This is a genomic window from Pseudomonas sp. GW823-FHT06B06, assembly GCF_058795195.1.
In genome coordinates, this window is sequence record NZ_JBXAHO010000002.1 from 258,558 (window position 1) to 280,470 (window position 21,913).

Sequence of the window (21,913 nt, forward strand, 5' to 3'; positions counted from 1 at the left end):
TATGCCACAGCGCCTGCCACCCCGCGAATCCCTCACCGTCGAGTTCAAGAGCGACCTGAAGAAGCTCCCCGACCGCGAGCTGATCGAGTCGCTGGTTTGCCTAGCCAATGCAGTAGGCGGCGAGCTATGGCTGGGCGTCGAGGACGACGGCACGCCCACCGGCCTGCACGCCGAGCATCGCCTGCTGGAAGGCCTGGCCGGTATGGTAGCGGCGCGCACCTCACCGCCACTGAGCGTACGGGCCGAGGCGGTCGAGCTGGACGGCCTGACTGTGGCGTGCATCCATGTACCCAAGGCCCAAGGCGAGGTGGCCACCACCAGCGGCGTCTACCTGCGTCGCCGCTTGAAGCACGATGGCACCCCCGAATGCGTAGCCATGCTGCCCCATGAGCGCAGCAGCCGCGCAAGCAGCTTCGGCCTGCTCGATGTCTCCGCCCAGCCGGTGGCAGACGCCACCCTGGCGGACCTCGACCCGCTGGAGCGAGAACGCCTGCGCCAGGCGGTGCAGCAATACGGCGGCGACCGAGTGCTGCTGGAATTGGACGACGAAGCCCTGGACGGCGCACTGCTGCTCACTTCGCGCCAGCCGGACGGTACGCGCGTGCCGACCCTTACCGGCCTGCTACTGATCGGCCGGGAAACCTCCCTGCGCCAACTGGTGCCCACCCATGAGTTCGCTTTCCAGGTGCTGGCCCAGCAGGCAGTGCGCTTCAACGAGTTTCGCCGCTTCCCATTGCTCAAGGCACTGGACTGGCTGGAAACCAACTTCCGCCCCTACAACCCAGAGGAAGAACTACAGGTCGGCCTGTTCCGCGTGCCAGTGCCCAAGGTCGACCTCGGTGCCTTCCGTGAAGCCGTAGCCAATGCCTTGGTGCATCGCGATTACCACGGCAGAGGCGCGGTGCATGTGCGCCTGGAGGACGATGCCCTGGTGGTCAGCAACCCCGGTGGCCTGGTCGATGGCGTGACCCTGGCCAACCTGCTGGTGACCGAACCGCGCCCGCGCAACCCAGCCCTGGCCGACGCCATGAAGCGCGTCGGCGTGGTCGAACGATCCGGCCGAGGTGTGGACAAGATTTTCCGCGGCATGCTCAAGTTCGGCCGACCGGCCCCGGACTACAGTTACACAACCGCCCAGAGCGTGGTGCTGCGCCTACCCACCGCAGAGGCCGACCTTGACTTCCGCCGCCTGGTAGTCGAGCACGAGCGCGCCACCAACGCCGAGCTGCCCATCGACAGTTTGATCGCCCTGGCCGCCCTGCGTGAGACCAAGCGCGTCACGGCCGACGAACTGGCCTTACAGATCCAGCGCGACACCGCCAGTGCCAAACGCACCCTGGAAGCCCTGACCGAAGCCGGCTTGGTGGAGGCTCACGGTTCTACCCGAGGGCGCAGCTACACCTTGTCAGCCAGCCTTTACCAGGCCGTGGGCGACAAGGCCGGCTATACCCGCCAGGCAGGCTTCGCTCCGATTCAGCATGAGCAGATGGTGTTGAACTATGTACAGCAACATGGGCAAATCAAACGTGCCGAGGTCATGGGGCTATGTCGCATATCAACTGACCAAGCGGCCAAGCTGCTGAAAAAGCTGAAAGATAAAGGCGCCATTGTGCAGAGCGGCAAGAATCGTGGGGCAACCTACACCCTTGGCACCTTGGAGTGAGCCGGAATGTGCGGAAATGAGCCGGAATGAGCCGGAATGAGCCTGTATGAGTCCATACACGCCTGAACTGGATTAAAGGAGTAACCCGTGGGCTGGGAATTGGAAGACGTCGAAAAACCCTTTGTGGCTCAGTTACAGGGGCTGAACTGGAAGCATATCGAGGGCAGCCTCGACGACCCGGCCATCACTGGCCGCAGCAGTTTCAGTGAAGTGATTCAGCGGGCTGCACTGGCCGAGCGCTTGCGCGCCATCAACCTGCGCGACGGTCAGTCCTGGCTGGATGAGCAGCGCATTGCCGAAGCACTGACGGCCATTACCCGCGTAGGCGCCGGCAAGTTGATGGAAGCCAACCAAGCAGTCACTGAGCTGCTGCTCAAAGGCATCACTGTCGACGGCCTCCCGGGCTGGGAAGGCGGGCGTGGCCAGACCATCCAGTACATCGACTGGGCCACCCCGGCCAATAACCACTTCAGTGTGATCAACCAGTTCCGAGTGGATTGCCCGCCAGGGTATAACAGCGGCAAGAAATTTATTGTCCCGGATCTGGTGTTGCTGGTGAACGGCATCCCGCTGGTGCTGGTGGAGTGCAAGAGCCCCTCCATTCCAGAACCGCTTGCCGAGGCTGTCGATCAATTACGTCGTTACAGCAACCAGCGCAAGGCGGCCTTCGAGGTCGAGGAGAACGAGGGCAACGAGACTCTGTTCGCCAGTGTGCAGCTATTGGTCGCCAGTAGCTACGACGAAGCACGGGTGGGCTGCATTGGTGCTGGCTTCGGGCATTTCTCCCAATGGAAGACCGTGGTTGGTCCGGATGGCAACGGCAGCGAGCAGTCAGTAGCCGAGCAGTTGGGCAAAGCCAAACTGTCCGAACAGGAACGCCTGGTGGCAGGCATGCTCACGCCTGCCCACCTGCTCGATCTGATCCGACATTTCATGCTCTTTATGCAGGTTGGCGGGCAGACCATCAAGACGGTCTGCCGCTACCAGCAATACCGCGCGGTGAACCGCACAGTGATCCGCATGAAACGCGGGCAGACACGTCTTGAGCATGGCGAGAGTGACCAACGCGGCGGCATCGTTTGGCACACTCAAGGCTCGGGCAAAAGCCTGACCATGGTATTTCTGGTGCGCAAGATGCGCACGGATACACAGCTGCGCCGCTTCAAGATCATCGTGGTCACTGACCGTAAAGACCTGCAAAACCAGCTCGCCGCCACCGCCACTCTGAGCGGTGAACTGCCGGAGGTGGCCTCCAATATCGAGGGTGTTAAAGCCTTGGCGCGCCGCCATGGCCCAGGCCTGATATTCGCCACCATCCAGAAGTATCGCAATCCTGAGCAGGAGAACGATGGAGAGGCGCCGATCCCGGCGGAAGCTGCGGCATCCCTCAAAGCCGCAGAAAAGCGCGCGCCCTATCTGGTAAGTAAACCATTCGAGGTGCTCAACCACGACGAGAGCATTCTAGTATTGATCGATGAGGCGCACCGCACCCAGGCCGGCGATCTGCACGCGAACCTGCTGGCGGGCCTGCCCAACTGCGTGCGCATCGGCTTTACTGGTACACCGATCATCATGGGCGATAAGAAACGCACCCACGAAATTTTCGGCGCGTTCATCGACAAATACACCATCAAAGAAGCTGAGGCAGATGGCGCAACAGTGCCGGTGCTTTACGAAGGACGCACTGCCCAGGGCGCAGTGAAAGACGGGGCGAGCCTGGATGAACTGTTTGAGGATTTGTTCCGCGAGCACAGTCAGGACGAGCTGGAGCTGATCAAGAAAAAGTACGCCACCAAGGGCCATATCTTTGATGCCCCCGCGCTGATTGCCGACAAGGCGCGCGATATCCTCAAACACTACGTCACCAACATCCTGCCAAATGGCTACAAGGCGCAGGTGGTAGCCTATAGCCGGATTGCGGCAATCCGCTATTTCCATGCGCTGCAGGCCGCCCGTGATGAGTTGCTGGCCGAGGCTGAAGCGCTGCCAGCAGCCGACAAGGACCTTGACGATGAAGCACTGTGCCAGCGTCCACCCAAGCTGAAGGCGCGCGTGCAGGCGTGGCGCTATCGCGACAGGCTACGCAGCCTGGAATTCGCACCGATTATTTCCGGCTCAAATAACGATCCGGCCGAGTGGAAAACCTGGACGGATGGAAGCAAGCACGAGCAGCTGATCCAGCGCTTCAAGAAGCCGCTGAATCATGAGCAGCCGGGCAAGACCGACCCGTTGGCTTTCCTGATCGTTAAGTCTATGTTGCTCACCGGCTTTGACGCCCCCATCGAAGGGGTGATGTACCTTGACCGGCCAATCAAGGAAGCCGAGCTGCTGCAAGCCATTGCGCGGGTCAACCGTACTGGTTTCGGCAAACGCTGCGGCATCGTGGTCGACTACTATGGGGTCGCCAACCACCTGCGCGAAGCCCTGGCAGCCTATGCCGACGAAGATATCGAGGGTGCGCTGAGTAGCATTAAGGACGAGGTGCCGGTGTTGCGAGATCGTCATCTGCGTGTGGTGGATGTGCTGCGTCGCCAGGGCATCGAGTCGCTGGAAGATGCCGAAGCCTGCATTGCCGCACTGGAGTCGGAAAAGGTGCGCGCCGAATTTGCGGTAAAGCTCAAAGCGTTCCTCGACTCTTTGGACACCGTACTGCCACGCCCTGAGGGCCTGCCCTTCGTCAAGGACGCCAAGCGCCTGGCCTATATCCATGCACGTGCACGCGGGCGTTACAAGGACCTGCCGCAACTGGGCAAGGATGTCGGCGCCAAAGTACGCAAGCTAATCGACGATCACGTTATTTCGCTGGGCATCGACCCGAAGATTCCGCCGATCCAGCTCACCGATGCAGACTTCGAGAAGCAGTTGTCGCGTAGCGTCAACGACCGCGCCAAGGCCTCAGAGATGGAGCACGCCATTCGCTCGCATGTGCGCAAGCATGCTGATGAAGATCCGGTGCTTTATCGCAAGCTGTCTGAACGCCTGAATGAGCTGCTCAAGTCGCTGGGCGAACAGTGGGATCAGTTGGTTGAACAGATGCAGAAGATCATCAACGAGCTGCGCAGCGGTCAAATGAGCGATGACTACAGCCCCCTGGATTTGCCCGAGCACTATGCACCCTTCCTGCGCACCCTGCTGGATGTGGTGTGTGCCGACGCCAATACGCAGCCCGCCGAGCTGCTGCGTTTGAAGGATGTGACAGTGGAACTTGTCGATCTGTTGGTGGGCGAACTCCAAAGCCACCGCGATATCTGGAGCCCGCGCAAGCGAGCGGCACAGGAAGAGCTGGCCGGGCAGCTATTCGATCACTTGATGAGACTGCGTCCGCCCTTGGTGGATAGCGATACGGCGGGTGTGCTGTCTGACCGTTTGATGGATCAGGCCAGAGCCAGCCATGAACGGTTGATGCAGTTGTGAGCAATCAAACCCTCACTGTAGACGACCTACAACTGACGCTACGCCGCAGCGCGCGGCGCAAGACGCTACAGATCACTGTCGAGCGTGACGGCGCACTTATCCTGTCTGCCCCGCCAGAGGTTGAGGAGCAAGCGCTGCGGCAATTCGTAGCGGAAAAAAGCTTCTGGATTTACTCGCGTCTTGCCGAAAAGGAACGCCTGCAACGCTCAATCCCAACTAAGGAATACGTGGACGGAGAGGGGTTTCTGTATTTGGGGCGAAGTTATCGCCTCAAACTGGTTGATGAGCAGGATGTGCCTCTTAAACTCTCTGCCGGTCGCTTCCGCCTGCTGCGTAGCGAATTGCCACGGGCCCGCGAACACTTTATCCGCTGGTACAGCGAACATGCCCGCAGCTGGCTGGCCTTGCGCATTAAGAACCACCAAGCCCGCATGGACCTTATCCCAAGCGGTGTGCGTGTGCAGGATTTGGGCTATCGCTGGGGTTCCTGTGGCAAGGGCGCTCAGCTCTATTTCCATTGGAAAACAATCCTGCTGCCCAAGCCAATTGCGGAGTATGTGGTGGTGCATGAGATGGTGCACCTGCAAGAGCCACATCACACCCCAGAATTTTGGCTCCGCCTGGAGCGCGTCATGCCTGACTATGCACAGCGCAAGACATGGTTGGCAGAACACGGAATTGATGTTGAAGGAATCTGAGTACCATGGCGGACTATTTCACCAGTGACCATTTCGAGCTATTGAGCAAGTGGGCAGGACACAAGCGTGACGAGTCCAAACCCGAGCAAAACCGAGCTTACGATGATCTAAAAAAGGCCTATGCAGTCACACAGGCATGGGCGAACAAGCTCAAGGCTGAGCTGTTTCCTGTAGGGCGCGTCGAAATTCGCAAACGGCCCACCAACCAGGGTAATCACTTCTCTGGCTACAACTGGGCGAAAATCTACCCCTCACCAGAAGCGCCGAAAGAATTGGCCTTTACCGTAGGTATCGATGCCGACGACGGTTTTGTGGTCAAGATCGATACCGTTGGGCTGGGTGAGTCTAATAAAACGCGTAAAGCCTATTTGGCCCTGCGAGGCGACTATTACAACGCCCCCTTTGTAACCACAATGCCCACAGGCGATGGTTTGGAAAAGTCGCTGGACCAGCTCACCGCATGGAGCGCTGAAGCCATCCGCAACTTCGAGCTGCGTTACGAAGAGGTAGTAGCCAAAATGAACCTGAGTAAGTCACTGGGCGACGAAGACCTGCTCCAACACTTCGACAGCAAGCCTGCATTCCAAACTTTCCGCGCCTCATGGTCGCAAGAGGACAAAGCGCTGTTCTGTCGGTTGGCACGGGCTGTTCATATGGCCGGCTTGGATTGGTGGCACACGAGCAAAGGTATCCAAGTGCGCTTTGGCCGCAAGAATCCCGGAAGCGAGCGCGCGATCGGCGTACTTGGCATAGTGCGTGGAATGCGAGTGCGGAAACTCTCGTGGACACGTGAGGTGGGCGCGCTCTCCAGACTCCACCGTGAACCGCTAACTGACGAACTGCTCGCGAAGATTGAAGCGTCCCTTTCTGACAAGCATGATTTACCGAACGACTGGATATTGCTTGAAGCCGAACGACCGGGACTGTGGCCAGATCAATTGCGGGACGATCCAGTGGAAGACAGCGATGAGCCTGACGAAGATGACGCTGCTGATTCTGATGCAATGAGGCTTCCCCTCAATCGTATCTACTACGGCCCACCGGGCACGGGCAAGACCTACGAATTGTCGAAGCTAATGAAGCGAGAGTATGAGCAAGTCACGACCTCGGTATCCAAGGAAGAATGGCAAAATCAGTTTGTGAGCGAAAGGATTGCGAGCCTTACCTGGTGGGAGGCGACCGCAGCAACTCTGTACCACCTGGGTGGGAAAGCAAGTGTCGATGTATTACTTGATCACCCATTCATGAAATCGATTGCCGCCGCCAAAAGCGCGAACAAGAGTGTGCGAAACACCGTTTGGGGCGCTCTCCAGTACCATGCAATCGAGTCCTCCGAAACCATCAAGATGAGCAAGCGAATGGCACCGGCTGTCTTCGACAAGCTATCGGACTCATCATGGATACTAACTGGAGACTGGGCGGACGCAGCTGCCGATCTGAAGCGGCTGGTAGACGAGTACAATGCCGGCCCTCCCTCAGCCGAATACATCAAACGCTACAGTTTTGTCACCTTCCATCAATCGTACGGGTACGAGGAGTTCGTGGAGGGTCTGCGTCCGGTTCTCGAAGGCGATGCGGAGTCCGGTGAAGTCCAATACGAGATCCGCGCAGGTGTCTTCAAGGACTTGTGCCGCAAAGCACGTATGGCGCCAGATCAGCAGTTTGCGATGGTGATTGACGAGATCAACCGGGGAAACATCAGCAAGATCTTTGGCGAGCTGATCACCTTGATCGAACCTGATAAACGCGAAGGCGCTAAAAACGCCATCTCGGTGACTTTGCCATATTCCGGAGAGAGTTTTTCGGTACCAGCCAATGTCGACATTGTCGGCACCATGAACACGGCAGACCGATCCCTTGCGTTGCTGGACACCGCCTTGCGTCGCCGATTCGAGTTTGTGCCGCTAATGCCGGACGCTCGCGACGAGCCAGGCGCGCCGCTTGCAAACCTTCGGGTCAGTCTGGGGGAGCAAGTGGTGGATGTGCCACGTATGCTTGATGCAATAAACCAGCGCATCGAGGTGCTCTACGACCGCGACCATTGCATCGGCCATGCGTACTTCACAGCATTAGCGCAGGTGCCTGATGGGGACGAACGATTTGTGGCCCTGCAGCAGGTGTTCAGCACACGTATTCTGCCCCTGCTCGAAGAGTACTTTTTCGAAGACTGGCAAAAGATCCGCCTTGTCTTAGCAGACAATCAGAAATCCCAAGCCGCACGCTTTATCGTTGAGGGTGAAGATCAAGAGGACGATCTGGCTCGCCTGTTCGGCAGCGATCATGGCATGGACAGCTATTCCACTAAGCGCCACTACGCTCTGCAGAAGGCTGCGCTCTCTAATCCGGATGCCTACATTGGCATATACAAGACGCTGTCGACCTGAAAGGCGGAGGCACGTGAGCGGAATATCGATTTACGAATTTGACGTGTTGATGGCTGCGACTTCGACTGGCTCGTTGTCCGAGGGTTTGCACATTATCCCGGACACGGTCTACGAATGGCTTGAGCGCCAGTGCCTGCGGGCCTCCAACGACAGTAGGCCAGCGTGGCTGCGCCTGATTCAACGGCGCGGGCATCGCGCCGTTCAGGTCACTAGTTTTGTTGGAGTGATACGTGCACCAGACGGTTACCAAATCGAGGTACTGCCGAAAGTCGGAAAAGTAATAGGTGCAGGCGCGTTGAAGGCTCGTCAGCTGTTGATCGAAATGCTCTGCTGCCTTCAAGAGTTCCGCCACCTTCAAACTGACACCGCCAAGCTCGCGGCGGCACGAATGCCCTTGCTGGAAGTTTTTATTGCCGAGTTCCTACGCACCGTCGGGCATATCATCAAACAAGGACTGCGCAGCACCTATACCACTCAGCAAGGCAACCTGTTTGCCCTTCGCGGCAAACTGATGATGGCATCCCATCTGCGGCAAAACCTTTATAGGGCGGACCGATTCTTTACAGAGCACGACGAGTTCTCGATTAATCGTCCGGAAAACCGTTTACTACACACCGCATTGCAACGAATCCTGCAACTGACGGCATCTCAGGCCCATCAGCAACTGGCCCGAGAACTTGAATTTGTCTTCGCAGAGGTCCCGATCTCAGCGCAACCCCATATGGATTTCCAGCGGGTACGCCTTGAGCGGGGCATGGGTTACTACGAAGAAGCACTCGCTTGGTCAAAGTTGATTCTAGAACAGCAATCACCCATGACAGGCCGCGGAGGCAATCATGCTCCGTCGCTGCTGTTCCCAATGGAGGCAGTATTCGAAGCGTTCGTCTCCAAGCATCTCGCGAAGCAACTGGCGAGGCCGCTTCACCTGAAAACCCAAGCACGCAGCCATCACTTGGTTCGCCATCAAGAACAGAATTGGTTTTGTCTAAAGCCAGACCTGTTGATCAAGGATGCCAAGAAAGATCTGCTGGTTCTCGATACAAAGTGGAAACTGCTGGATGGTCTCAAGGCAAATGGGACGAATAAATACGGCCTCGCACAAGGTGACTTCTATCAGTTGCAGGCCTATGGGCAAAGCTATCTGAATGGGTCGGGAGATGTGGTGCTGATTTACCCCAGGACAGGGGCATTTGATCGACCGCTGCCAGTATTCGAGTTCCCCAAGTCAGGCGGGCTGCGGCTATGGGTACTGCCTTTTTGCTTGAAGTCACGCCAGCTGATGGTCCCTGGCGATGCGCCGTTCAAAACGGTGTTCAAAGACTCGTGTGGCGGGCTACTTGAGTAGCGGGCTGAGCTGGGTTTGGCAAACCCGCGACAGATGGCCTAGTTAGCTTGGCCGCTTTCGGATAAACAGATGATCTTTTCGGCCGGAAAATCTGACACTCTCTTTCGGCCATGCCTGCAGGCCGGTAATGAGTCATGTCGCTCGATTCAGCTCTCTTGGTATTCCAGCAGGTATTCCAAAGAATTTTACAGAATCACATTAGTCAGTTAGATCAAATACCTAAGTAACTAATGCAACTTCCCCCGGCCCACCAAATACGAAGCAAGACAAAACCCGCCCAGTGCGGGTTTTGTTGCATCTGGGGTTCGGTAATCCCTGCAACACACGCCCCTGTGGGAGCGGGCTTGCCTGCGAAGAGGCCAGCCAGACTCAATAGAACTCGTCCAGCAAACAGTAAAACGCTATACGTTGCTGATCTGGCTCCACACCGTACTCACGAAAAAATGGGGCCACCCATGCCGGTCCCAAATTGCGTTCAATGCTTCGGGCAGCCAGGGCAAGGTCTTGATAGATGTCACTGATGCCTAGCCGGCCGCAGTCGATGTAGCCGGTAAAACGGCTCGCTTCGACCATGAAATTCGGCAGGCAGGCATCGCCGTGGGTGACGGCAAGATCATAGGTTTCTGGAAGCGTAGACAGCAGCTCTGCGAAGACTTCCTCAGCGGTCCGACCCAGCCGCTCATCGTCAAAGTCTGATTCGTCGACCAGCCCGGCACTCACTCGACTCCTGGCGGCTGCCATGCGCTGCTGCAACGGGTGGTCAAAGGGACATTTCTCAATTGGCACCTGGTGCAGTCTACGTAGCGCCATCGCCAGGGCGCTGATGACTTGGGGCGCAGACAAGTCGTTGGCACTGGCCATATCTTGTCCGGGGACGGCACTCATGAGTAACCAATGGCGATTGTCCTCTGGCGTCGCGAGATGCGTCGGGGTGAATCAGGTTTAAATCTATTTCAGGATTAGAGACCCACCTTGCCACTCAGCTCAATCGAAAATCGCTCAAGTCAATCGACACCATCACCCTCTCCCGCAATGGCTGCCGATCCTCACCCCGCAAATAGGCTCTGCGCCGAGTGGGAAAACGAAAGCCTTGGGCCTCAACGTACTCGCTCACGTACTGGGCGGCTGCAAACCCGCCCGCCACATCGACGTGGTAATCATGCCGACGCAACAGGCCATCGTCCCCGAAGTAAAAATCCTGGAAACGGCTATGGCTGGCGATGTGTGCTGGAAACTCGACCCGCAGGCCGCGCCATGTCTCGGGGCCTTCCTGCCAGGGTGCGATTTGCGTGACGTTGAAACCCGGCATCGCCATGAAAAATGGTGTCGTCAGGTAGGTCCACATGGCGTAGCCGCTGAAGTACGCGCGGTGCAGCGGGTCCCAGGGGGTGTCCATGGCGTGGCCGGCGAATGATTCTCGCGGGTTCGATCGCTCGCGCACGATTTCGCCATCGGTGGTTTCGATGGCGATGTAGTCGGCCCGGAATGCCGTGCGCCAGTGCGGGTTGCCGAAGGGTGTCACGCTGGCGTTTTGCTTGTGCAGGCTGACGGTCATCTCGCGGGGCATGGTGTCTTGCACCACGCTTTTCATTGCCCATAATTCCCCGCCGGTGACGATGGTGGCGTTGAGCGTGGTGAACGTGTTCCAGCGCTCCAGCTGGCCATGGGCGTCGAGTACTTTTTTCAGCAAATCGTTCATGGGTCTTGCCCCTTTCGATGCTGGCCGGAATCAAAAGAATAGATCACCGGCGGGTCGTGGGCGGCTCTATGCTGATGACGTCCCTACAGACTCGATCCTCCACTGAACAGAAGCATTGAGGCATGCAAAACATGAATAAGCGGATTCTGGCCCTCCTGGCAGCGATGGTTTGCCTGCCGGCACATGCCGCCAGCAAAGTCGGTGCCTTCGATGCCGGCAATGGCGGCCGGCCTTTCGACCAGACGCTGGAACTGCAGGGCATTGTCTTTCATGTGACGGATGAGTCGATCGACGGTAGCCGTGCAGTACGCATCGCTCCCCAAGGGCTGGAAATCGATAATTCGGTCATGACTCACCCCCTGAATGGCGACATTGCCCGGGCGGAGGTCGCGGACCTTGATCGAGATGGCTCACCGGAAATCTACGTCTTCGTCAGGTCACCAGGGCGCGGACTACCCGGCGAACTCGTGGCCTACGCCGCCAACCGTAAAAAGTCGCTGAGTGCGATCTATCTGCCACCGGTCAGCGAAGACCCGACGATTGCCAAGGGGTATCGGGGCGAGGATGAGTTTGCCGTGGTGGAAAACACATTGGTGCAGCGATTTGCGCTGTATGACAGTGCGGACGCCTCGGCGGGTAGAACCGGGAAGATGCGCAAGATTCAGTACCGGTTGATGCCGGGCGAAGCTGGGTGGATTTTACGCAGGCAGAAGGTGACGGAGTATTGAGCCACTTTCCGCTTTCGCCCCCGGGCAACACATGAACTTTTCTTCACCCCGCGTTCAGGCAACTCCCTGTAAATTTGCCCTCGCTCATTCAAGAAACTACGGTTTGCCCGCCCTCCCGCGGGCTTTTTTTTGTCTTGCGAAAAGTCCTACCCCAGAGCAAATCGCGGGGAAAAATCCCACAGGTCTTTCAGGTTGTCGGTCGGAAGGGGGCTGTTTAGCCTTTGTTGGTCACTGACGACTCAGTGATCGGGTGTGAGATCCCGGGAGTATGAATCCAGTGCCAGTACCACCATAATTGCCGCCAGCTATGCGCTGTCAGCAATGTTTTATGGCGGCTGTGTGCGGGCAGGCTTTGGTCTGGCCGGTTTCCTACTCCCGGTAATCTCACTCCGCACATAGCTGCCACCCATTTCTCCGCGTGAGATCGGTGATTGTGGTGGTTCTCAAATCGAGTGGAGAACTCAGATGGATAAACTTATCCCGGATCCGCCTTTCACAACTGAAAAACCCTACCGCCCCAGCCCCTTCTTCACGCTCCACCCCGACATAAAATCCGAAAGCCTGCTCGCCCACGCGTGCGAATCATTGGCTTCAGCCAGCGTCATGCTCAATGATTTCGCCACTTACCTCAGCGGCCCCCAGCGCAACACCGCACTGGGGATTGCGCAGATCGTCATGCTGGCGGAGCTGGCAGTGAACCGGGCACTGGATACTATTGATCCGCAGGCATAAGTCCGACAGGTTGAGCCACCAACGCCGGTTCTTCAGCCTTGCCCAGAACCGGCATCTCCAACCGCGCCCGCCCATAAAACGCCAGCGCCGTCAGCAAACATGCCAGCCAAACGAAGATCCCGGCCCAGAAGGTGTGGGACATGTAGTGCCACCCCTGCACCACCCGCGTCGTGCCATACACGAACCCGAGGGCCAACGAGCCGTACATGATTGCCTTGGAATAGCGCCAGCGGTAACGGCGTGCAACAAAGTACAAGGCGAGCATGGTGAAGCCACCGGAGGCATGCCCGCCCGGCCAGCAACGACCGTCACCCGCGACCTTGAGTAGATCGAAATTCTCGTACCACTCCTTATGCTCGATCTTCCCGCCGTACTGGGTCGTCTCGATCGGGCAATACACACTGGTGTGGCCCTTGAGGTAGTGAATCACACCGGTGCTGATGGAGAACGCAAGCACCACGTAGAGGAAATCCCGACGATGCCGGGTGGCGAAACGCAGTACCGGCGCAACTCTGATCTTTTCCAGAAAAGCGATGATTTTCGCGTGTTTTTCAGCCTTCAAACGCGGCCAGAGAAACGACAGCAAGGCACCGATGATGGCGATTTCGCCGGTCCAGTTCGGAATGATCCGCGCCCATTTATGGGTGATTTTTTCGAACAGGTGCACATGGTCCAGCGGGAACGTCTGCGTCACCGGATCATAAAAAAGATTGTTGAAGGCGATGTCGATCCGGGTCAGGTCGAACATCAGGAACACCACCACCGCGCAGGCCAGTGGGATACCAAAGTTCAGCCAGTAAAAACGGGAGCGGGAAGCCGTCTGCATCGTGTGTCCTGGTTCAGAGTGTGAATTCATTCGGTGGTCACCGAGTGCCAGTCCGAGGCCTCGATGAATCCAAGTACGTGTGGTGCTTGCAGCGCTTGGGCAGTGACGAAAAGCGCGGCGCCGTAGCCGAAGGTTGAGGTGGGCACCTCGAGATCCTTTTGCAGTTGCGCCATGCATTCGCTGTGGGTCACCAGGATAAGGTTGCGCCCGGCGACCTTGTGCGCCAGGGCGTCGCGCAACATCGTGCCTTTGCAGTTGATCAACCAGTCGTCGCCAGCGTCGACCTTGTTGAACATGTACCCGCTGGTCTGCGCGGTACGCACCATCGGGCTGTTGTAGATGTCGGCCCGCGCCAGACCCAGTCGCTCGAATCGCGCACCGACGGCCACCGCAACGCTGCGCGAGCGATCGGTGATGCCATCGTCGCCACTCAGGCAGGGGGCGCTGGAGTGATCGCAACGCTCGACATGGCGAACCAGCACGATCATGTCGCCCTTGGCCCAACCCGCCAACAGCGCCCGCGCGCCCTGCACATTGCCATGGGCCAGGTCCGGCACGGCGGCGGGCCGTAACAGCAATACTGTCAAGATGATCGCCAGCAGCGCCGAGGCCAGCACCACAAGCGCATTGCGATACCGGGCAAAAGGCCTCAGGTCGATCGAGCGGGTTATTCCGAACAGACTCAGTCTCAGTTCCACATCAAGCCGCCTCGCAGCCCTTCATCAGGTGCCGTGAGGGTAAGGAGGCGGGCGTCGGCTACCAGTGAAACCAATGTGAAAAAAAGCTTAAGCCTGCGGCAAAAAGCTTGTTACAGAATCCGCCCGACAAAATCCTTTCAGCTCTCACGATTGCTGCCGATACAGACCTGCAACCCACCTTGCTGGCGCCTAAGAACAACAATCTTCCAGCCAACCGACGATCAAGAAACACCACGTTCCTGGAGGAATTTCGATGAATAGCTGGTTCGGCAACATCAGCGTGAACCTCAAACTGGGCCTGGGCTTCGGCCTGGTCCTGGCCCTGACCTGCGTCCTCGCCCTGACCGGCTGGACCAGCCTGGGCAGTTTGATCGACCGCAGCAACTGGATGAGCGACATCACCCAGCTCAACGCGGGCCTGACCAAGCTGCGCGTGGTGCGCCTGCAGTACATGCTGACCAACGGCGACGAAGTCACTGCGCAAAATGTACAGGCCACGCTGCAAGACTTTTCCGATCAGCAACAAGCCTTGCTGGCGAAGTTCAAGAGCCCGGAAAACATCAAATTGCTCAAAGAGCAAGGCGCTGTCATCGACGCCTACAAGACGTCCCTGGCCAAGATGCGTGGCGCCTATCGCACCGGCAACAGCGCACGCGAGGTCATGGGCGCCAACGCCGAAACGGCCAGCACGCTAATCGACGATTTGAACAGTCGCGTGCAACAACTGCCACCGAGTGATCAGCGCTTCGAGCAGTTCCAGGCCATCACCGCCGCCAGGCAAGCGTTCTTGCTGGCCCGCTATGAAGTGCGTGGCTACACCGCGACTACCAATGCCGAAACCGAGCAAAAAGCCGTCGCTCAACTGGACGTCGCCATTGCCAGCCTGAAACAGCTCAACGTGCATTTCACCGACGTCCAGCCCGAAACCCTGCGTCAACTGGAGACCGCACTGGGCAACTACCGCAGCGCCTTGCAGGCTTACAAAGCCGCGAACAGCGATGCCGTGCAGGCGCGCAAGGAAATGACCGACCAGGGCGCGGCCATCGTGAGCCTGAGCGAACAGCTGTATCAGATCCAGCTCGACCGTCGCGATGCAGAAAGCGCCCAGGCGCGTACCCTGCAATTGATCAGCACGCTGCTGGCTCTGTTGGTCGGCATTATTGCCGCCGTTCTCATTACCCGGCAGATCACCCGCCCGCTGCGCGAAACCCTGGCCGTGGTCGATCGCATCGCCAGCGGCGACCTGTCCCAGGACGTGAGGGTGACCCGCCGCGATGAGCTGGGTGTCTTGCAACAAGGCATCGCGCGCATGGGCGTGACCCTGCGCGACCTGATCAGCGGTATCCGCGACGGCGTCACCCAGATCGCCAGCGCGGCCGAAGAACTGTCGGCGGTGACCGAGCAGACCAGCGCCGGGGTCAACAGCCAGAAAGTCGAGACCGACCAGGTCGCCACCGCCATGCACGAGATGACCGCCACTGTGCAGGAAGTCGCGCGCAATGCCGAACAAGCCTCCCAGGCCGCCGCCGCGGCGGATGGCGAAGCCCGCGAAGGGGACAAGGTGGTCGGCGAGGCGATCACCCAGATCGAACGCCTGGCCAGTGAAGTGGCGCGCTCCACTGAGGCCATGGGCCTGCTGCAACAGGAAAGCGACAAGATCGGCAGCGTCATGGATGTGATCAAGGCCGTGGCCGAACAGACCAACCTGCTGGCCCTCAACGCCGCCATTGAAGCGGCACGCGCCGGTGAAGCCGGACGCGGTTTTGCCGTGGTGGCCGACGAAGTGCGCGGCCTGGCCCAACGCACGCAGAAATCCACCGAGGAAATCGAAGGCCTGGTGGCGGCCCTGCAGAACGGCACCCAGCAAGTGGCGACCGTGATGAACAACAGCCGCACCCTGACCGACAGCAGCGTGGCCCTGACCCGCAAGGCCGGCACCTCACTGGAAAACATCACCCGCACGGTGTCCAACATCCAGTCGATGAACCAGCAGATCGCGGCCGCGGCCGAGCAGCAAAGCGCGGTGGCCGAAGAGATCAGCCGCAGCATCATCAACGTGCGCGACGTGTCGGAACAGACCGCTGCGGCCAGCGATGAGACGGCCAAATCCAGCGTGGAACTGGCGCGACTGGGGAATCAGTTGCAGATGATGGTCAGCCACTTCCGCGTCTGAGATTCACTGCGCGGTGAATGAAAGATCCATTCGCGAGCAGGCTCGCTCCCACAGGTTCAATGAGCATCCTGTGGGAGCGAGCCTGCTCGCGAAGGCGATATGACAAACAACCTGCCTGCCCGCACTAGCGAGCAGGCCATACGGATTTGACGCTTGCTCTGGAGCTGCCGCAGGCTGCGATCTTTTAGCGTCACGCAAATCCTGCGCTCAAATCCCCTTCCCGCGCCAGGAACCGCCCTTCCCTGCGCCCGTTCGCCTGACCGTCCTGGTAACTCAATACCCCGTTGACCCACACGCCATCGATGCCTTCGGCCGCCCGTTGCGGATCGTTGAAGTCCGCGACATCGCGAATGGTCGCCGGGTCGAACAGCACCAGGTCGGCCCAATGGCCTTCGCGGATCTCGCCCCTTTGCTTGAGGCCAAATCGCGCCGCCGACAAGCCGGTCATCTTGTGCACGGCGGTGTGCAGGGGAAACAGTCCTACGTCACGGCTGAAATGCCCGAGCACCCGCGGGAAGGCGCCCCACAACCGTGGATGAGGAAACGGATCTTCCGGCAGGCCGTCGGAGCCGACCATCGACAAAGGGTGCGCCAGAATCCGTCGCACATCGGCTTCGTCCATCCCGTAGTACACAGCGCCGGCCGGTTGCAACTGGCGGGCGGCATCGAGCAGGGACAGGTTCCACTCGGCGGCGATATCCATCAGGTCGCGCCCGCCCATCTGCGGGTGCGGCGTTGACCAGGTGATGGTAATGCGATGTGCATCGGTGACTTGCTTGAGGTCCAGGGTCGAGGAACTGGCAGCGTACGGATAGCAATCGCAGCCCACCGGGTGGGTTTTCGCCGCCTGCTCAAGGGACGCCAACAGTTGCGGGCTGCGCCCCCAGTTACCGGCACCGGCACATTTGAGGTGGGAAATGATCACCGGGGATTGCGCATGCCGGCCGATCTGGAATGCCTCGTCCATGGCGTCCAGCACCGGCTCGAACTCGCTGCGCAAATGGGTGGTATAGACCGCACCAAACGCTGTCAGCTCTTCGGTCAGTTGCATCACTTCATCGGTCGATGCCGAGAACGCACTGGCGTAGGCAAGACCGGTGGACAAGCCCAGGGCACCAGCCTCGAGACTTTCGCGCAGTTGCTCGCGCATGGCGGCAATTTCATCAGGCGTAGCGGTGCGAAACAGGTCGTCGAGGTGGTTGCTGCGCAGCGCGGTGTGGCCCACCAGCGCGGCGACGTTCAGCGTGGTGTTTGCCGCCTCCACCGCCGCACGGTAATCGCTGAATGTTGGATAAACGAACGCCGCAGCGCTGCCGAGCAGGTTCATCGGGTCCGGTGGATCGCCGCGCAGGCTCACCGGCGAGGCGCTGATCCCGCAATTGCCGACGATCACCGTGGTCACGCCCTGGCTGAGCTTGGGCAGCATCTGCGGCTGACGGATCACCACCGTGTCGTCGTGGGTGTGCACATCAATGAAGCCGGGCGCCAACACGCGGCCAGCAGCGTCGATTTCTTCGGTGGCACGGGCATCCTGCAAGTCACCGATGCGCTCGATGCGGCCATTGCGGATCGCCACGTCGGCCGGGTAGCCAGGGCTGTTGCTACCGTCGATGACCAGGGCATTGCGAATCAGCGTGTCGTACATCATGTCAGTCTCCCAGCGGCAAGTGATCGTCGCCGCCGCGGTAATCGTCCAGGGCGAGCTTGATCCGCCGCAGGCGCTCTTGATTGTCTTGAGGATTGGCCAGTGCCAGCTCGGTGGCAAGCACATCGATGGCGAGCAACATGCCGTAGCGTGCTGCTGTCGGTTTATAGATGAAGGAGGTCTCGGCGCTTTGCAGCGGCAATACGATGTCGGCCAGTTGCGCCAGCGGCGAATCGCCTCGGGTAATGGCCAGAATGGGCGCGCCATAGCTGCGGGCCAGCTCCACAGTTTCCAGCAGTTCGGGTGTGATCCCGGTCAGTGAACAGACGATGACTACCTGATCGGCACTGAGACTGGCCGCCGTGATCCGCATCATTACCGCGTCGTGGCAGACCGCGATCGGGTAGCCAAGGCGCACGAGGCGCACCTGCAACTCATCGCTGCACAAGGTCGAGCAGCCGCCCATTCCGAAGGCATGAATCATCCGCGCCTTGCCCAGCAGTTTCACGGCATCGGCGAACCGCGACTCGTCGAAGGCCGACAGGTGCTGGCGCAGGGTCGATTCGATGTCGCCGACTATTTGCCCATAAAACGCTGACTGCTCCGGTGTGCCCGCCGGATCGAGAAAACGGCTGCCGACGCCGCTGGCCTGGGCCAGTTGCAACCGCAGGTCGCGCAGATCCTTGCAGCCGACCGTACGGGCAAAGCGCGACAGCGTGGCAGTGCTGACCTCTGCGCGCAGCGCCAGCTCATCCAGGCTTGCGGAGGCGGCAAACCCCACATCGTCGAGCATCAGGCGCGCGATGCGTCCTTCCCCGGCGCTGAAGGAATCCTGGCGGGCGCGGATCTGGTAGAGGATGTCCATGGCGGGCGGCTCCGGTTAAATCAGGTAGGAAAGGCCCACGGTCAGGCCGAAGGCGACGAGCGAGATCAGGGTCTCCAGCACCGTCCAGGTCTTGAAGGTCTGGGTCACCGTCATATTGAAGTATTCCTTGATCAGCCAGAAGCCGCCGTCGTTGACGTGGGAAAAGATCACCGAGCCCGCTCCTGTTGCCAGCACCAGCAGCTCCGGGTGTGGATAACCCATCGCGATGGCCACGGGCGCGACCACGCCCGAGGCGGTGGTCATGGCCACGGTAGCGGAGCCGGTGGCGATGCGCATCAACGCGGCGAACAGCCAGCCCATCAGCAACGGCGACAAGTGAAATTCGTTGGCCAGGCCGACGATCTGGTCGGTGACACCGGCGTCCACCAGGATCCGGTTCAGGCCGCCGCCAGCGCCCACCAGCAAGGTGATGCTGGCGGTCGGCGCCAGGCATTCGTTGGTGAACTTGAGGATCGACTCGCGATTGAAGCCCTGGGCCAGGCCAAGGGTCCAGAAGCTCAGCAAAGTCGCCAGCAGCAATGCGATGACCGAGTTGCCGATGAACAACAGGAACTGGTTAAAACCCGTGCCAGGGGTGGAAATCAGGTTGGCCCAGCCGCCGATCAACATCAGCACCACCGGCAACAGGATGGTCGCCATGGTGAGGCCGAAGCTTGGCAGGCTGTCGCGCGGTTCGCGTTCGAGGAACTGCCGCTCCAGTGGGTTTTCCGCCGGCAACTGGATACGCGGCACGATGAACTTGGCGTACAAGGGCCCGGCGATGATCGCCGTGGGAATACCGATCGCAATCGCATAGAGCAAGGTCTGCCCCACCGACGCCTGGTACACCTGCACCGCCAGCATCGCCGCCGGGTGCGGTGGTACCAGCGCATGCACCACCGACAGGCCGGCGACCATCGGCAAGCCGACCATCAGGATCGATACGCCGACCCGCCGCGCCACGGTGAACGCGATTGGCACCAGCAATACGAAACCGACTTCGAAGAACAACGGCAGCCCGACCAGGAAAGCGATACACACCATCGCCCAATGCGCGTTTTTTCGCCGAAACGGTCGATCAAGGTGCGCGCCACCTGCTCGGCGCCGCCGGACTCGGCCATCATCTTGCCGAGCATGGTACCCAGCGCCACCACCAGGGCGATATGTCCCAGGGTCTTGCCGACGCCCGCCTCATACGCCCCGACCACGCCGGACGGCGGCATGCCCGCCACCAGCGCCAGGCCGATGGAGATCAGGGTGATGACAATGAACGGATTAAGCCGGTAACGGGCGATCAGCACGATCAGCGCGATGATGGCGACAGCGGCATACACCAACAGCCAATAGCCGAAGGACGGGGTCATGCGGTACTCCTCGAGAGGGTCACGTCGAAAATTTTGTGAAACTCTTAAAACATTTCGAGGCGCGATTTTCAAACGAGGTGAAAGTAATTTTCGTTTAGAGGTAAGGGATGTCGCTCAGAGATATGTCGTGTCGCGATTAATGAAAATCAGGCAGGTAGATTTTCATCACGACACTGATCGTTCCCATGCTCTGCGTGGGAACGATCAGGCAGGCGGATCTCAGTCGTGTTGTACCCGGGCGCGCTTGAGCAGTTTCTTGCAGCGCTCGGACAGGCCCAGCACCCGTAGGTGCTTGCCAGCCTTGCTGTAGCGCTCGCGCAAGGTCTCCAATGCAGCGATGGCGGAGTAATCGACGAAGCTCAGGTGGCGACAATCGAGGGTCACTTGCACGGGGTCGTTGGCCGCGTCGAACTGGTTGAGAAACGGCGTGGTCGAGGCAAAAAACAAGGTGCCGTGCACGCGGTACAGCTTGCTGCCGTCGCTTTCCAGGTGACTGTCGGCGTACAGCTGCCGGGCTTGCTGCCAGGCGAAATTGAGCGCCGCAATGATGATCCCGCACAACACCGCCATGGCCAGGTCGGTGAATACCGTGATCACCGTCACCGCGATAATCACCAGCACATCGTTCAATGGCACCTTGTTCAGCACCCGCAGCGAAGCCCAGGCGAAGGTCTGCTGCGAGACCACGAACATCACCCCCACCAACGCCGCCAGAGGAATACGTTCGATCAACGGCGACAGGAACAGGATGAACAGCAGGATCGACACCCCGGCCACCACACCGGACAGCCGCCCGCGCCCCCCGGAGCTCAAGTTGATGACGGTCTGGCCGATCATCGCGCAACCGCCCATTCCCCCAAACAGACCGGACACCACATTGGCCGCGCCCAGCGCCACGCACTCGCGATCGGGGTAACCGCGGCTCTCGGTGAATTCGTCGGTGAGGTTGAGGGTCAACAGGGTTTCCAGCAGGCCGACCATCGCCATCAAGAACGCGTAGGGCGCAATGATGCTTAGGGTTTCCAGGTTCCAGGGAATGTCCGGCAAGGCAAGTGTCGGCAAGCCGCCGGCGATATGCGCCATGTCGCCCAGGGTGCGGGTTGGCAGGCCGAGGAAGTGCACAGCCAACCCCACTCCCAGGATCGCCACCAACGCCGGCGGTATCGCGCGGGTCAGACGCGGCAGCACATAGACAACCGCCATCGTCACCGCCACCAACCCGATCATGTAGTACAACGGCGTGCCGCTCAGCCAGGTCTCACCACTCTTGAAGTGCTCAAGCTGCGCCAGGGCAATGACGATTGCCAGGCCGTTGACGAACCCCAGCATCACCGGGTGCGGCACCATTCGCACCAGCTTGCCCAGTCGCAGCAGCCCGAACGTCGACATGATCAACCCGCCCAGCAGCACCGTCGCCAGCAAGTACTGCACGCCGTGCTGCACCACCAGCGCGACGATCACCACCGCCATCGACCCGGCAGCACCGGACACCATGCCAGGCCGGCCACCGAATAGCGCGGTCAGGGTGCAAATGATGAACGCACCATACAGCCCCATCAGCGGATTGAGATGAGCCACCAGCGCGAAGGCAATGCATTCGGGTAACAGGGCGAAAGACGTCGTGAGGCCGGCTAGGGCATCGGCGCGTAGATGTTTTGGTTTCATGGAGGACCGCGTGC

Annotated in this window: 14 protein-coding genes and 3 pseudogenes; 9 read left to right on the forward strand and 8 right to left on the reverse strand. The window is 59.6% G+C overall.

Annotation, left to right across the window (positions count from 1 at the left end; genetic code table 11):
• Window position 1: 1 nt before the first annotated feature.
• The 5 genes from AC1Q8Q_RS02825 (at window position 2) to AC1Q8Q_RS02845 (ending at window position 9,504) form a co-directional block, all read left to right on the forward strand.
• Entirely contained in the window at window positions 2–1,663 is a 1,662-nt protein-coding gene (locus AC1Q8Q_RS02825) for an ATP-binding protein (RefSeq protein WP_492614796.1), read from the forward strand.
• Between the two features lie 87 nt (window positions 1,664–1,750).
• On the forward strand, window positions 1,751–5,077 hold the full coding sequence (locus AC1Q8Q_RS02830; RefSeq protein WP_492614797.1) for a type I restriction endonuclease subunit R: 3,327 nt from the start codon (window positions 1,751–1,753) through the stop codon (window positions 5,075–5,077).
• Complete coding sequence (locus AC1Q8Q_RS02835; RefSeq protein WP_492614798.1) at window positions 5,074–5,775, forward strand: M48 family metallopeptidase; 702 nt, start codon at window positions 5,074–5,076, stop codon at window positions 5,773–5,775. Before AC1Q8Q_RS02830 ends, AC1Q8Q_RS02835 begins: the two co-directional genes overlap by 4 nt.
• A gap of 5 nt (window positions 5,776–5,780) precedes the next feature.
• A complete protein-coding gene (locus AC1Q8Q_RS02840; protein WP_492614799.1) occupies window positions 5,781–8,159 on the forward strand; it encodes an McrB family protein in 2,379 nt (792 codons plus the stop codon).
• 13 nt (window positions 8,160–8,172) lie between these two features.
• Window positions 8,173–9,504 (forward strand): McrC family protein, encoded by a 1,332-nt coding sequence (locus AC1Q8Q_RS02845; protein ID WP_492614800.1) that lies wholly within the window; start codon window positions 8,173–8,175, stop codon window positions 9,502–9,504.
• 369 nt (window positions 9,505–9,873) lie between these two features.
• Here AC1Q8Q_RS02845 and AC1Q8Q_RS02850 read toward each other — a convergent pair.
• A pseudogene (locus AC1Q8Q_RS02850) lies at window positions 9,874–10,404 on the reverse strand (APH(3') family aminoglycoside O-phosphotransferase); the annotation flags it as partial.
• Between the two features lie 79 nt (window positions 10,405–10,483).
• Window positions 10,484–11,203: a hypothetical protein gene (locus AC1Q8Q_RS02855; RefSeq protein WP_020796489.1), complete on the reverse strand. Its 720-nt coding sequence runs from the start codon at window positions 11,201–11,203 to the stop codon at window positions 10,484–10,486.
• Between the two features lie 131 nt (window positions 11,204–11,334).
• Between AC1Q8Q_RS02855 and AC1Q8Q_RS02860 the strand changes: the two genes are divergently transcribed.
• Window positions 11,335–11,931, forward strand: coding sequence for a hypothetical protein (locus AC1Q8Q_RS02860; RefSeq protein WP_168757213.1), 597 nt, complete (start codon window positions 11,335–11,337; stop codon window positions 11,929–11,931).
• A gap of 465 nt (window positions 11,932–12,396) precedes the next feature.
• Entirely contained in the window at window positions 12,397–12,663 is a 267-nt protein-coding gene (locus tag AC1Q8Q_RS02865; protein WP_083350110.1) for a DUF6124 family protein, read from the forward strand.
• Here AC1Q8Q_RS02865 and AC1Q8Q_RS02870 read toward each other — a convergent pair.
• Together AC1Q8Q_RS02870 and pmrG are read right to left on the reverse strand one after the other, a co-directional pair.
• A complete protein-coding gene (locus AC1Q8Q_RS02870; RefSeq protein WP_151140453.1) occupies window positions 12,644–13,489 on the reverse strand; it encodes a phosphatase PAP2 family protein in 846 nt (281 codons plus the stop codon). The genes AC1Q8Q_RS02865 and AC1Q8Q_RS02870 overlap by 20 nt on opposite strands.
• Before the next feature lie 26 nt (window positions 13,490–13,515).
• Window positions 13,516–14,187 carry a lipopolysaccharide core heptose(II)-phosphate phosphatase PmrG gene (gene pmrG / locus AC1Q8Q_RS02875; protein WP_020796485.1) on the reverse strand — a complete coding sequence of 224 codons (672 nt, stop codon included), beginning with the start codon at window positions 14,185–14,187 and terminating at the stop codon, window positions 13,516–13,518.
• Window positions 14,188–14,575: 388 nt separating this feature from the next.
• Between pmrG and AC1Q8Q_RS02880 the strand changes: the two are divergent.
• A pseudogene (locus AC1Q8Q_RS02880) lies at window positions 14,576–15,502 on the forward strand (methyl-accepting chemotaxis protein); the annotation flags it as partial.
• Window positions 15,497–16,360, forward strand: coding sequence for a methyl-accepting chemotaxis protein (locus AC1Q8Q_RS02885; protein ID WP_411157092.1), 864 nt, complete (start codon window positions 15,497–15,499; stop codon window positions 16,358–16,360). The pseudogene AC1Q8Q_RS02880 and the gene AC1Q8Q_RS02885, both read left to right, overlap by 6 nt.
• Before the next feature lie 190 nt (window positions 16,361–16,550).
• On the opposite strand, the gene AC1Q8Q_RS02890 is transcribed toward AC1Q8Q_RS02885, so the two are convergent.
• From AC1Q8Q_RS02890 to AC1Q8Q_RS02905, 4 genes and pseudogenes are all read right to left on the reverse strand, one after another.
• The gene (locus tag AC1Q8Q_RS02890) at window positions 16,551–18,008 is read right to left on the reverse strand and encodes an N-acyl-D-amino-acid deacylase family protein (RefSeq protein ID WP_492614801.1); all 1,458 of its coding nucleotides are present in this window, start codon (window positions 18,006–18,008) and stop codon (window positions 16,551–16,553) included.
• 1 nt (window position 18,009) lies between these two features.
• The gene (locus AC1Q8Q_RS02895) at window positions 18,010–18,870 is read right to left on the reverse strand and encodes a MurR/RpiR family transcriptional regulator (RefSeq protein ID WP_020796482.1); all 861 of its coding nucleotides are present in this window, start codon (window positions 18,868–18,870) and stop codon (window positions 18,010–18,012) included.
• A 15-nt stretch (window positions 18,871–18,885) separates the two neighbouring features.
• Window positions 18,886–20,234: pseudogene (locus AC1Q8Q_RS02900) on the reverse strand (GntT/GntP/DsdX family permease).
• A 219-nt stretch (window positions 20,235–20,453) separates the two neighbouring features.
• The gene (locus AC1Q8Q_RS02905) at window positions 20,454–21,899 is read right to left on the reverse strand and encodes a SulP family inorganic anion transporter (protein WP_492614802.1); all 1,446 of its coding nucleotides are present in this window, start codon (window positions 21,897–21,899) and stop codon (window positions 20,454–20,456) included.
• Between the last annotated feature and the right edge of the window lie 14 nt (window positions 21,900–21,913).

What these genes read in the sequence shown, in the direction of transcription:
- AC1Q8Q_RS02905 (WP_492614802.1), bottom strand. Translation starts at nt 21,899, where the DNA reads ATGAAACCAAAACATCTACGCGCCGATGCCCTAGCCGGCCTCACGACG.
- AC1Q8Q_RS02895 (WP_020796482.1), bottom strand. Translation starts at nt 18,870, where the DNA reads ATGGACATCCTCTACCAGATCCGCGCCCGCCAGGATTCCTTCAGCGCC.
- AC1Q8Q_RS02865 (WP_083350110.1), top strand. Translation starts at nt 12,397, where the DNA reads ATGGATAAACTTATCCCGGATCCGCCTTTCACAACTGAAAAACCCTAC.
- AC1Q8Q_RS02860 (WP_168757213.1), top strand. Translation starts at nt 11,335, where the DNA reads ATGAATAAGCGGATTCTGGCCCTCCTGGCAGCGATGGTTTGCCTGCCG.
- AC1Q8Q_RS02890 (WP_492614801.1), bottom strand. Translation starts at nt 18,008, where the DNA reads ATGATGTACGACACGCTGATTCGCAATGCCCTGGTCATCGACGGTAGC.
- AC1Q8Q_RS02840 (WP_492614799.1), top strand. Translation starts at nt 5,781, where the DNA reads ATGGCGGACTATTTCACCAGTGACCATTTCGAGCTATTGAGCAAGTGG.
- AC1Q8Q_RS02825 (WP_492614796.1), top strand. Translation starts at nt 2, where the DNA reads ATGCCACAGCGCCTGCCACCCCGCGAATCCCTCACCGTCGAGTTCAAG.
- AC1Q8Q_RS02885 (WP_411157092.1), top strand. Translation starts at nt 15,497, where the DNA reads ATGGGCGTGACCCTGCGCGACCTGATCAGCGGTATCCGCGACGGCGTC.
- AC1Q8Q_RS02870 (WP_151140453.1), bottom strand. Translation starts at nt 13,489, where the DNA reads ATGCAGACGGCTTCCCGCTCCCGTTTTTACTGGCTGAACTTTGGTATC.
- AC1Q8Q_RS02855 (WP_020796489.1), bottom strand. Translation starts at nt 11,203, where the DNA reads ATGAACGATTTGCTGAAAAAAGTACTCGACGCCCATGGCCAGCTGGAG.